Origin of the sequence: Plantactinospora mayteni (assembly GCF_016862935.1) — a bacterium.
Lineage (GTDB): Bacteria > Actinomycetota > Actinomycetes > Mycobacteriales > Micromonosporaceae > Plantactinospora > Plantactinospora mayteni.
Map to the genome: position 1 here is coordinate 1 of NZ_BONX01000091.1, position 11360 is coordinate 11360.

The 11360-nt window shown below is 71.7% G+C and carries 10 protein-coding genes; 3 read left to right on the forward strand and 7 right to left on the reverse strand.

Annotated elements, in window-relative coordinates; all coding sequences use genetic code 11:
• On the forward strand, nucleotides 1–612 hold a 612-nt coding region (locus Pma05_RS41695), incomplete at its 5' end, for a barstar family protein (RefSeq protein WP_239314196.1).
• Nucleotides 613–929: 317 nt separating this feature from the next.
• Here Pma05_RS41695 and Pma05_RS41700 read toward each other — a convergent pair.
• Together Pma05_RS41700 and Pma05_RS41705 are read right to left on the reverse strand one after the other, a co-directional pair.
• A complete protein-coding gene (locus tag Pma05_RS41700; protein ID WP_203863068.1) occupies nucleotides 930–1520 on the reverse strand; it encodes a DinB family protein in 591 nt (196 codons plus the stop codon).
• A 53-nt stretch (nucleotides 1521–1573) separates the two neighbouring features.
• Nucleotides 1574–2953 (reverse strand): acyltransferase family protein, encoded by a 1380-nt coding sequence (locus tag Pma05_RS41705; protein WP_203863069.1) that lies wholly within the window; start codon nucleotides 2951–2953, stop codon nucleotides 1574–1576.
• 251 nt (nucleotides 2954–3204) lie between these two features.
• On the opposite strand from Pma05_RS41705, the gene Pma05_RS41710 reads away from it, so the two are divergent.
• Complete coding sequence (locus Pma05_RS41710) at nucleotides 3205–4398, forward strand: serine hydrolase domain-containing protein (RefSeq protein WP_203863070.1); 1194 nt, start codon at nucleotides 3205–3207, stop codon at nucleotides 4396–4398.
• On the opposite strand, the gene Pma05_RS44280 is transcribed toward Pma05_RS41710, so the two are convergent.
• Nucleotides 4313–4540: an AsnC family transcriptional regulator gene (locus Pma05_RS44280; RefSeq protein WP_203863077.1), complete on the reverse strand. Its 228-nt coding sequence runs from the start codon at nucleotides 4538–4540 to the stop codon at nucleotides 4313–4315. The genes Pma05_RS41710 and Pma05_RS44280 overlap by 86 nt on opposite strands.
• Before the next feature lie 189 nt (nucleotides 4541–4729).
• On the opposite strand from Pma05_RS44280, the gene Pma05_RS41720 reads away from it, so the two are divergent.
• Complete coding sequence (locus Pma05_RS41720) at nucleotides 4730–5899, forward strand: low temperature requirement protein A (protein WP_203863071.1); 1170 nt, start codon at nucleotides 4730–4732, stop codon at nucleotides 5897–5899.
• 161 nt (nucleotides 5900–6060) lie between these two features.
• On the opposite strand, the gene Pma05_RS41725 is transcribed toward Pma05_RS41720, so the two are convergent.
• The 4 genes from Pma05_RS41725 to pdxR form a co-directional block, all read right to left on the reverse strand.
• Entirely contained in the window at nucleotides 6061–6456 is a 396-nt protein-coding gene (locus Pma05_RS41725) for a hypothetical protein (RefSeq protein ID WP_203863072.1), read from the reverse strand.
• Nucleotides 6453–8765, reverse strand: coding sequence for an ATP-binding cassette domain-containing protein (locus tag Pma05_RS41730; RefSeq protein ID WP_203863073.1), 2313 nt, complete (start codon nucleotides 8763–8765; stop codon nucleotides 6453–6455). Before Pma05_RS41730 ends, Pma05_RS41725 begins: the two co-directional genes overlap by 4 nt.
• A gap of 114 nt (nucleotides 8766–8879) precedes the next feature.
• A complete protein-coding gene (locus tag Pma05_RS41735; protein ID WP_203863074.1) occupies nucleotides 8880–9737 on the reverse strand; it encodes an SMP-30/gluconolactonase/LRE family protein in 858 nt (285 codons plus the stop codon).
• Nucleotides 9738–9767: 30 nt separating this feature from the next.
• On the reverse strand, nucleotides 9768–11279 hold the full coding sequence (gene pdxR / locus Pma05_RS41740) for a MocR-like pyridoxine biosynthesis transcription factor PdxR (protein ID WP_203863075.1): 1512 nt from the start codon (nucleotides 11277–11279) through the stop codon (nucleotides 9768–9770).
• Nucleotides 11280–11360 lie beyond the last annotated feature (81 nt).

The window sequence follows — 11360 nt, forward strand, 5'->3', positions numbered from 1 at the left end:
CGCCGTCGCCGGATCCGCGCCGAGGTCCACATGGTCGCCGCCGACGGTTCGATCAGCCGCGTGATCGGCGCAGTGGTGTCCGGAACGGTCCAGGCCGGCGAGTCAACGTCACTCGGCGCCGGACTCCTCGACGTGACCGTCGACAGCGACCCGCGGGAACCGTTGCCGGCCGGGGTCCTCGGCATCCTGGAGCACTGGTACACCGGACGGCCCGTCGAGAAGAACCTGTGGGCCGGCTACGACCGAGAACTGCGTCACCAGTGGGCAGGAACCGCGCTCGCCCATCGGTCCGGTGTGCCGGACCGACCGGCCGGCACCACGTACGAGATCGACGGCCGGTTCGTCACGGACATCGAAGGGTTCTACTGCGCAATCGGCGAGGCGATCAACGGCCCCGGCGGATACTTCGGCTGGAATCTCGACGCGCTCCACGACTGTCTCAGCGGGGGATTCGGCGCGCGGACACCGTTCCGGCTCGTGTGGCATGACTCGACCGTCGCCCGCGAGCACCTCGTCAACGGCTACGACCAGCGCCTGCTGCACCCAACAATCACCATGGACGACCTCCTGGACGTACTCGCGGCGCACCACGTCGAGATCGACCCACGCTAAGCCGTCACCCACTATCGGCCCGGCCACCTCCTCCCATGGAACCCCAGGAATGGACTGGACCTACACGGAGTAGGGGCCATCTCATCCGCGCCTGCCTTCCGCCAGGACAAGGGCGTAACGTCGGACCATGATCGAATCCCAACGCGAAGCCGTACCGCACAACGACGGTGGCGAGCTCGACACCGCCCTCGCCTTCTTGTCCGGGGTTCGAGTCCCCGGCGGCCCGCAGCATGTGGACAGCGCGCCGGTCTGCACCTGTGGCGGGCGGCGGTCATGATGGCCGCTACCAGCAACGGGACGGTTTTTGGACCGGGCGGCTATCCGAACCGGTCGGCGAGCTTTGTCAGCTTGGTGACGTACGCCGGCCAGTCGTAGTCCTGGGGGAGGTTGGTGTTCTCCCGCCGCAGGCCGATCGTAGTGTCGTGCTGCTCGCGCATGATGTCGGCGTGGCCGGCGTGACGAGCGAGGTCGCAGGTCACGTGGACGATGATCCTTTGCAGCGTCACGGCCTGTGCACCTGGCCGCCACCACGCCACCCGCCCCGGCGCGTCGAGCGGTAGCTGTTCGATCGTCTGATCCGCGAACACCCCGACACGGCGATACAGGTCGATCAGCCCATCCTTCGTCTCGCCCTGCCCCGCGTACCAGTCTGCCTGCGGGTCCTCGTCGTACGCCTGCATCGGGACCAGTTCCTCAGGCGTCGGGAACTCACGCCCGAAGGTCGGCCCGAAATAGCCGGCTTCGACATTGAGGCAGTGCTTGATGACCCCCAGCAGGTTGTTGCCGGTCGCGGTACGGGGCAGTCTGGCCTCGCGTTCACTCAGCCCGTCGAGCTTCCAGATCAGGTCATCGCGGGTCGCCCGGAGGTAGTGGTGCAGCGCAGCCTTGGGGTCACCCAGATCAGCCATGCCCGCCAGTCTTCCCTATGCGCCGAGCCATCATGCGCGGTGATCGCTTTTGGCTAGAATCGACCGTCGATTCCACCGACGGATCGGGCATCGGACGGGGCGGACGGACGACCCAGCAGCACGACCGCGAGCCACAGGGAGAGCACCGCCGGCCCGCTGGCGGTCGCCTCCGGACCGAACAGCAGCATGCCGTGCCGCCAGATCTGGTCGACCGCGACCATCGCCAGCCCGACGCCGGTGACCGCCATTACCGGCCGGGCACCGGCAGGTACGGCGAACGGCAGCCGCAGTGCCGGGGCGGCCTCGACCCGGTGGAACACCCGTACCAGGAATGCGAGCAGCAGCACGCACCCGACCAGCCAGAGCGGGCGGGTCGCCCACCACTCGACGCCGGCCGGTGGGAGCAGGACCTCCGGTGCGGCCAGCCCGACACCGATCAGCAGGATCATCGCCGGCAGGTGCCAGAGATAGACGGTCATCACCGGACGGTTGGCCAGCTCCAGTCGGCGTACCCAGGCCGGTGTGGCCAGCACCGGGCCGAACCGGCGGCCCAGCCAGGTGATCACCGCGAACTGGGCCACGGCGAGCACCACCAGCGCGGCGGTCGGAGGGGCCAGGTTCGACACCGGCACGTCCCGCAGGCCGATCATCGCCGGTGGGTACGGTCCCACGGTCACCATCAGCAGGCAGGTCGCCCCGGCTCCGAGAACCAGGGCGAGCAGCGTACGAGGGCGGGCCGCCCGGAGCGTGCCCAGCGCGTACGCCACGCCGAGCTGGTGGGCGAACAACCAGACGAAGCCGAGGTTGAGCGGGGCGACCTCGGCCACGCCATTGAACCGGAGCAGGTCGACGGTGACCGCCGCCGCCGCGAACGCCGCCGGAACGGCGAGCCCGAACCGGCGCTGTGCCGCCACCAGGCCCGGGGCGAGCGCCACCACCAGTAGGTAGACCGCGACGAACCAGAGCGGCTTGGCCGTCCCGAGGCTCACCGCCACGCCGAGACCGGGTGCGCCGAGACCGGCCAGCGCGGTCGAGACCACCCCGACGACCCCGACCAGCACCGCCACCGGCAGCACCAGCCGGCGGGCCCGGGAGACGAGATAACCGGAGTACGGCTGGCCTCGGTCCCGCATGGTTCTCACCACGGCGGTGTTGGCCACCCCACCGGCCAGGAAGATGACCGGCATGACCTGGATGAACCAGCTCGCCACCCAGGTCACCGGCCCAGTCGGCAGGATCTCCACCCGGACCTGTCCGCCGGTCAGAACGATCAACGGCGTGACCCAGTGCATCAGCACCACGATTCCCACCGACCCGACCCGGAGCAGGTCGATGACCCTGTCCCGCTCGGGGTGGCCGGGTGCGGATCGGTCCGGCGGGTCCGCCTGGCCGGGTGCGGTACCCCGGACGGGCGGCCGGGCTGCGACAGACATGGTCGCCCCTTCCAGGGCTGGATCCGGACGTTGCCACCAGTCTTGAGAAAGCGCGGTCCGCTGTCGGTGGCGCCGCCACCCGTCTTTGCACGCCGGAGAGCCCTACCCCGGCGGTAGTGCCGACCCCACCGCGCTCTTCCGCAACGTCCTCGCGGACTGTGCGGTCGTCGCGCAAAGTCGAACCGCCACTTGCACCGGAAGCCGACCCGACAACAGGTAACCTCCGGACGGACGAGACGGGGAGGAGACAGGTGACTACCGGTGGCTTTTCGTCGAAGCGGCTGGCCCGGCTGCGCGGGCTGCTCGAGCGTCACGTCGACTCCGGCCTCGTCCCGGGCATGGTGGCCGTCCTCGCCCGCCACGGCGACGTGCACATCGAGGCAACGGGCAATCTTGCGTTCGAGGGCGCAGGGTCGAAGACGCCCATGGCCGGCGACACGATCTGCCGCCTGGGCTCGATGACGAAGCCGATCGTCGCCGCGTGTGCGATGACGCTCGTCGAGGACTGCACCCTCCGGCTCGATGACCCGGTCGACAACCTCCTCCCAGAGCTGGCGGACATGACCGTGCTCGCCGATCCCGACGGGCCACTGGAAGACACCGTTGCGGCGCAACGCCCGATAACGCTGCGGGATCTGTTGACCTTCACCCTCGGCACCGGCATGGTCATTGCCGAGCCGGGGGCGGTCCCGATCTCGGACGCGCTGAACGCCCTCGGCGAGGCGCCGCAGGACGAGTGGATTCGCCGGCTCGGCACGCTCCCGCTCGTCCACCAGCCAGGTGAACGCTGGATGTACGACACCGCCGCCAACGTGACGGGCGTGCTCATCGCCCGCGCCACGGGCATGTCGTTCGGGGATGCCCTGCGCGAGCGGATCTGCGGTCCGCTCGGGATGAAGGACACCGGCTTCAGCGTGGGCGGCGAGAGCCTCGGCCGGTTGGCGACGGCGTACGAGCACGACAATGCCGCCACCGGTGAGCCGGTCGTCGATGACGGCCCCGACGGGCGGTGGAGCCGGCCACCGGTGTTCGAGTCAGGGGGCGGTGGGCTCGTCTCGACCGCCAACGACTGGCTCGCCTTCGCCTCCGCCTTACTCGCCGGCGGTACCCATCACGGCGAGCGGGTGCTCTCGCGGCCGTCGGTGACCCTGATGACCCGCGACCAGCTGAACCCGGAGCAGAAGGCGGTCTCCGGGTTCTGGCCCGCCGGCTACTTCGACCACATGGGCTGGGGTTTCGGGATGTCAGTCTGCACCCGCCGCACGCACCTCGGGCCCTCGGTCGGGACGTACGGATGGCCCGGCTACTACGGCACCGCCTGGTACAACGATCCCGCCGAGGACATGACAACGATCTTCGTCATGCAGCGGGCGCACGCGGGCGACCAGAAGCTGCCGATGTGGAACGACTTCTGGACCGCTGTCTACCAGGCAATCGACGATTGACCGCAGGGTCCGGAGACCGCCAGGTCAGGCGGCGGTGCGTCGAGCCTACGGACAGGCCGACCGCCTTGCCGAGGGCCGCATAGGGCTGCGTGGTGTCGTGCTGTAGCTGCGTGAGCAGGGCGCGGTCAATGGCGTCAACCATGAGGTACCCATCGGGATCTGAGTGACGTTCGGCTGATCGGTGCACGTCCCGCCCACCGATCCGGCGGACCAACAGGATCCGCCGATCCCGCACACCCGACCCGTCACCCACGGGATGATTACCGCCTGTGAGCTGGAGGCGGCGCCGCGTACCCGGCCGGGCGGGCCGGACCGGTGATCCGGGTACGGCATGATCCGGCCACGTCGGATTATCGAGCGCTGGGGGCTGGATCCGGAGTCCCTGCCCGGCGAGGAGGAGGAGCGACACGCCTCCTGGCTCGAACTCTTCTTCGACCTGGTCTTCGTACTGGCGCTCCTCGCCGTGCAGGATCGGCTCACCAACGCGGTACCCGACCCCGACGACGTGCTCCGGACCGCCGGCCTCTTCGTGATCGTCTTCTGGGCCTGGCTCGGACAGGCGTTCTACGACACCCGGTTCGACCCCGACGACCTCGGCCACCGGCTGGCCGTACTCGTCGGCATGGTCGGCGCCGGCGCCATGGCGATCGGCGCCAAGGACGCTCCGAAGACCCTGCTGCTGCCGATCGGCTACCTCGTGGTCCGGGGCACCCTGTTGGCGCTCTATCTCCGGGTCCGCGGCACCGGTCGTACCGCACGCCGGCTGACCACCGTCTACTTCATCGGGTTCAGCGCGGGCCTGCTCTTCTGGGTCGCCTCGCTCGCCGTATCCGCGCACACCCGTCCGCTGCTCTGGGCGATCGGGCTGGTCGTCGAACTGCTGACCCCGTGGCTCGGCCGCCGCTGGCTGATCCAGCACCCCGTCCACCCGTCACACCTGCCGGAGCGGATCGGGCAGTTCACCATCATCCTGCTCGGGATCAGCCTGACCGACCTGATCGGCGCGGTACCGACCCGGCCGTCACCGGCCGTCGCCGTGGTGGCGATCACCGCGTTCCTCATCCCGGCGTCGGTCTGGTGGGTCTACACCACCTTCGTGACCATGGGGCTGACCACGTCGCGGTTGAGCGCCGGCATCGGCTACGCGACGGTGCACGCGGTGATCGGCTCCGCGCTGCTGCTGCTCGGCTGGTGCCTGGGACAGGTCGTCCGCGATGTCGCGGAGGGCCGGGAGGACCTGCCGCATATGCTGCGCCTGCTGCTGGCGGTCTCGCTGGCCAGTTGGATGACCGGTGGCCTGGCGCTGCAACGGATCGCGCTGGGCACCATACCGCTGCTGCGGATCGGGATCGGGGTGGTCGCCGTCGGGCTGGTCGGCGCCGCCGCCCTGGTGCCGCCGCCGCTCGTCCTGATGCCGCTGCTCGCCCTGCTGATGATCTGCTATGCCGTCGTGGTCAGCCGGCTCATCGTCCGGTTCGGCAAGGAACACATCGAGACGTAGCGCAACCACGGCCCGGGTCAGCCGGTCAGGCGGCGGGCGACGTGGCGCCGCCCGACCGACAACCCCGGCCCGGCCTGGCGGCCTCGTCGAGGTCGGCGAAACTGAGCACCGGTCAGCCGGTCGGGCGGCGGTCAGGCGGCCAAGCGGCGGTCGGGCGGCGGTCAGGCGGCCAGGCGGCGGGCCCGGTCGCGTACCCGGCGGGCGGCCAGGTGCGCGGCCGAGAAGCTGCGGCCGGCGGTGATCCGCATCGGCTCCGGGATGTCGTCGAGCCCCCGATAGAGCACCCGGAGCAGTTGCAGCCAGCTCATCAGGCCGGCGAGTTCCTGGCCCAGCGGGTCGGTCCGGCCGGTCGCATCCACGGCCAGCGGCCCGGGGTACCCGTCGACGGCCTCCTGGAGTGCGCGGTGCCGTACGGTCAGCGGCGGCAGCAACTCGGCGATCGGAAACGGCACGCCGGTACGTGGCTGGGCTGCGCCGAGCAACTCGACCACCGCCCCGGCCGCGTCGGCGACGGCGACGGCGAAGCGGCGACGGTCGTCGTCCGGTACCCGCGTCATGCCGCCACCTCCGGGAGGCCCAGGGCCCGCCGCAGGTGCACGGCGGTGGCGGAACCGGCCCGCTCGACCAGGCCGCGCGGCTCGCCCTGGAACAGCACCCGGCCGCCCCGGCTGCCGCCCTCCGGCCCGAGTTCCACCACCCAGTCGGCGTGCGCGACGACGTCCAGGTTGTGCTCGATCACGAGTACGGTCGCCGCGTATTCGTCGACCAGCCGGTCCAGTACGCCCAGCAGTCGCCCCACGTCCGCCATGTGCAGGCCGGTGGTCGGCTCGTCGAGCACGTACGCCGGTGCGCCGCCGTGCAGGTGGGTGGCGAGCTTGATCCGTTGGCACTCGCCACCGGAGAGGCTGGTCAGCGGCTGGCCGAGCCGCAGGTAGTCCAGCCCGACGTCGGCCGTCGCCGCCAGCACCGGGGCGATCCGGCGGTTGCCGGCGAAGAACTCCCGCCCCTGCGCGACCGTCATCTCCAGCACGTCGCTGATCGTCCGCCCGCGCAGCCGGTAGGCCAGTACCTCGTCGGAGAACCGGCGGCCGTCGCAGGTCTGGCAGACCAGCGCCACGCCCTCCAGCGCGCCGAAGTCGGTCTGCACGACGCCGAGGCCGGCGCAGGTGGCGCAGGCACCCGAGGAGTTGGCGCTGAACAGGGCCGGGCTGACCCGGTTGGCCCGGGCGAACTCGGCCCGGATCTGGTCGGCGACCCCGGTGTAGGTGACGACGGTGGACCGGCGGTTGGCGTGCGGCATCGACTGGTCGACGACCACCGCCTCCGGATGCTGGGCCCGGAACGCGCCGCCGACCAGGCTCGACTTGCCCGCGCCGGCCACCCCGGCGAGCACGGTGAGCACCCCCGCCGGGATGTCGAGGCTGAGGTCGCGCAGGTTGTGGGTACGGGCGTTGACGATCGGCAGTACGCCGGTCGGGGTGCGTACCGACTCCTTCAGCCGGGTGCCTCGGGTCATCGCCCGGCCGGTCGGGGTGTCGACGTCGGCCAGCGCGCCGACCCCGCCGGCGTAGACCACCCGACCGCCCGCCGTACCGGCACCGGGGCCCAGGTCGAGGACGTGGTCGGCCGCCGCGATCACGTCCCGGTCGTGCTCGACGACCAGTACCGTGTTGCCCTTGTCCCGCAGCGTGTGCAGCAGCTTGGTGAGCCGGTGCACGTCCCGGGGGTGCAGCCCGACGCTCGGCTCGTCGAAGACGTACAGCAGGTCGTTCAGGCTGCTGGAGAGGTGTCGTACGATCTTGACCCGCTGGGACTCGCCGCCGGAGAGCGTACCGGTGCGCCGGTCCAGGCTCAGGTAGCCGAGCCCGATCTCCACCAGGTGCCCGACCTGGGCGGCCAGGGTGTCCAGCACCGGCTTGGCCGCCGGCACCTCCAGCCCGGCCAGTACGCCGAGCAGTTCCTCCGCCTCCATCGCGCAGAGTTCGGCGATGTTGTGTCCGCCGACCCGGCTGGACAGTGCCAGCGGCGAGAGCCGGCTGCCGCCGCAGGCCCGGCACCGGACCGTGGTGGTGAGTTCCTGCACCATCCGCCGGGTCCGCTCCGCCGGCTCGGACTGCTGGTCGAGGTAGCGCCGCCGGAACTTCACCACCGCGCCCTCGTAGCTCAGGTTGAGCGTCGACCCGGCGACCTCCAGCGGCACCGTGCCGTCGGTCGCGTAGAGCAGGTCGTCGAGCTCCCGCTCGGAGTACGCCGACACCGGCTTGTCCGGGTCGAGCCGGCCCGACGCGGCGATCAGGTGCCAGTCCCGGCTGCCCACCTTGAACGTCGGGGCGAGCAGCGCCCCCTGGTCGAGCGACCGGGTGGGGTCGAGGAAGGCGGCCAGGTCGACGTCGGTGACCTCGCCGCGGCCTTCGCACTCCGGGCACATCCCGGCGGGCATGTTGAACGAGAACGCGTCGGGGTAGCCGACGAACGGCTCGCCGACCCGGGCGAAGAGCAGCCGCAGCAGCGGGGCGATGTCGGTGATGGTGCCGACGGTGGAGCGCGGCCCACCGGTCAGCGGTCGCTGGTCGATCGCGACCGTCGCCGGCAGGTGCTCGATCAGGTCGACGGCCGGCCGGCCGGAACTCGGTAGGAAGTTGCGGACGAACATCGGCAGCATCTCGGTCATCTGCCGCTGGCCCTCGACGGCGATCGTCTCGAAGACCAGCGACGACTTCCCCGACCCGGAGACACCGGTGACGACGGTCAGCCGGCGCTTGGGGATCTCGACGTCGAGGGCCGCGAGGTTGTGTTCGCGGGCTCCGGTGACCCGGATCCACTCCGCGACCGGCACGCCCTGGCCAGGAGATTCAAGGACACTCATTCCCTCAACTTTATCGTTGAACCACGGTGTTGAGAGTTGCCGGCGAATCCCCTCGACAGCCGGGCGTCAAAGTCTCAACTCGCGACGGGTGCCGCCTCGGTTGACCCGCCGGGCTCAGTCCCGGAACGGGGTGACCGGCAGCCCGGCGACCCCGGGGGTGGCCCGGAACAGCGCACCGGCGGCCGGCTCCGGGTCGGCCAGGCCGAGCCGGGAGGTGGTGACGTAGAGGTCGCGCAGGTCCGGTCCGCCGAAGGTGCAGGCGGTGACCTGGCGGGCCGGCAGCGTCAGCCGTACGTCGAGTCGGCCGTCCGGCGCGTAGCGGCGTACCTCGCCGCCGCCCCAGAGCGCGACCCAGACCCCGCCCTCGGCGTCCAGGGTCAGCCCGTCCGGGGCACCGTCGGACGGCTCGATCCGGACGAACGGCCGTCGGCCGGTCAGCATCGCGTCGTCGGGGTCGTAGTCGAAGACGTCGATGCGCTGGGTCGGGGTGTCGACGTAGTACGCCAGGGTGCCGTCGGGCGACCAGCCGAGGCCGTTGGAGATGGTGACGTCGGCGAGTACCCGTCGGGCCAGCAGGTCGGCGTCCAGCCGATAGAGCGCCGCCGCACCCGGCCGGGTGTCGTACGCCATCGAGCCGCAGTAGAACCGGCCGGCCGGGTCGCAGCCGCCCTCGTTCATCCGCAGGTCGGGATCGGTCCAGAGGTCGGGCAGCCGGCGTACCGGCCGGAGTTGCGCGTCGGTGAACACGAATCCCCGCTCGACCGCGACCAGGTAGCCGTCACCGGCCCTGGGCCGGACCACCGCCGCGACGGTGTCGACGTGGTACCGGTCCACCCGCTCCGTCCCGGGCGTCATCGTCAGTACGTCGCCGGCCAGCATGTCCACCCACAACAGCCGGGCCGGCCGGGGGTCCCATACCGGTCCCTCGCCATGCTGGCAGCACGGATCCGTCACCTGCGTCGCGTCCACCACGTCGCGCTCCTTCCGACAGCTTCGATGATGTCAGCGCGGCACCGCCCCGACGGTCGCGATGCCGTCCTCGATTTCGGCGGTGCTGTTGGCGGCGTACCCGAGTACCAGTCCCGGCGGGCCGGGACGCTGCCGGTGCCAGGAGAGCGGCTGCACCTTGACGCCCCGGGCGAGCGCCGCGGTGGCCAGCTCGACGTCGTCGACGCGGGCGCCCCGGCTGCCGCAGGCGCCCCGGCCGCCGGTAAAGGTGATCATGAGGTGCAGTCCGGCCGCCGCGCCGTGCACGACCGCGTCCGGCAGGTGGGTCCGGATCGCGGCGATCATCGCGTCCCGGCGCCGGACGTGGCGACGGCGGAGGAACCGCAGGTGCCGTTCCAGCGCCCCCGACTCGATCAGCTCGGCCAGCACCAGTTGCGGCAGTGCGGCGTTGCCGAGATCCGCGGTCCGCTTGGCGTCGACCAGGGCGGCGCGGTAGCGGCTCGGCGCGAGCAGCCAGCCCACCCGCAGGGCGGGAGCGAGCAGCTTGGAGACGCTGCCGGCGTAGCAGACCTGTTCGGGCAGTACCGCCCGCAGCGCGGGTACGGGTGGTCGGTCGTACCGGTGCTCGGCGTCGTAGTCGTCCTCCACGATCAACCCGCCGCCGGCCGCCCAGCGGATCAGCTCGCGGCGCCGGGCGCCGTCCAGCACCACCCCGGTCGGGAACTGGTGTGCCGGGGTCAGCATCACCGCCGGGGCACCGCTGGCCACCAGCTCGTCGACGCGCAGCCCACCGGCGTCGACCGGGATCGGCGGCGTCGCCAGCCGCCAGCTCCGCAGTTGCTGGCGGACCCCGAGCGAGCCCGGGTCCTCCACCGCCACCGTCCGCACCCCGTCGGTGTGCAGCACCTGCCCGAGCAGGGTCAGCGCCTGCGCGACCCCGGCCACCACCAGCACGTCGTCCGGGTCCACGCCGATCCCCCGGTTGCGGGCCAGCCAGTGCGCCACGGCCACCCGCAGCCTCGGGGTACCCCTCGGGTCGCCGTAGCCGAAGTCGCCGGGCGTCAGGTCGTGGAGCACGGCACGTTCGGCCCGCAGCCAGGCCGCGCGGGGGAAGGCAGCGAGATCGGGTACGCCGGGCGTCAGGTCGATCCGGGCCGGCGCGGCGCGGAGCGAGTCGAAGATGTCGGGGCGCGGATCGGTGCCGAAGGGCCCGGTGGCGGCCGTTGCCGGGGTGCCGGTGGACCGGGACGGCACGGCTGGCGCGTCGACCGGAGCGGAGACCACGACCGTCCCGCCCCGGCCCCGCCCGGCGACATGACCGTCCTCGACCAGCCGCTGGTACGCCTCGGTGACCACGCCCCGGGAGACGCCCAGCTCGGCGGCGAGTACCCGGGTCGCCGGCAACCGCCCGCCCACCGGTACCCGGCCGTCCGAGATCGCCAGCCGCAGCCGGGTGGCGAGCCAGTCGGCCCGGCCACCGGCCGGCGCGTCGCCGATGTCGAGTTGGAGGAAGTCGGAGCCGGACGGTATGGACCGGTCGGCTGCCTCCTGTTCGGCTCTGCTCATCGAGCCATTGTGCGCGTCCGGGTCGAGGGTTGCCCGGCGTCGGCGGGTCCCGAGACGACGAGAGGGCCAGCCCCGGGTGGG

Excerpts from the sequence above, each read along its gene's own strand:
- Pma05_RS41725 (WP_203863072.1), bottom strand. The coding sequence starts at position 6,456 with ATGACGCGGGTACCGGACGACGACCGTCGCCGCTTCGCCGTCGCCGTC.
- Pma05_RS41730 (WP_203863073.1), bottom strand. The coding sequence starts at position 8,765 with ATGAGTGTCCTTGAATCTCCTGGCCAGGGCGTGCCGGTCGCGGAGTGG.
- pdxR (WP_203863075.1), bottom strand. The coding sequence starts at position 11,279 with ATGAGCAGAGCCGAACAGGAGGCAGCCGACCGGTCCATACCGTCCGGC.
- Pma05_RS44280 (WP_203863077.1), bottom strand. The coding sequence starts at position 4,540 with ATGGTTGACGCCATTGACCGCGCCCTGCTCACGCAGCTACAGCACGAC.
- Pma05_RS41705 (WP_203863069.1), bottom strand. The coding sequence starts at position 2,953 with ATGTCTGTCGCAGCCCGGCCGCCCGTCCGGGGTACCGCACCCGGCCAG.
- Pma05_RS41700 (WP_203863068.1), bottom strand. The coding sequence starts at position 1,520 with ATGGCTGATCTGGGTGACCCCAAGGCTGCGCTGCACCACTACCTCCGG.
- Pma05_RS41720 (WP_203863071.1), top strand. The coding sequence starts at position 4,730 with ATGATCCGGCCACGTCGGATTATCGAGCGCTGGGGGCTGGATCCGGAG.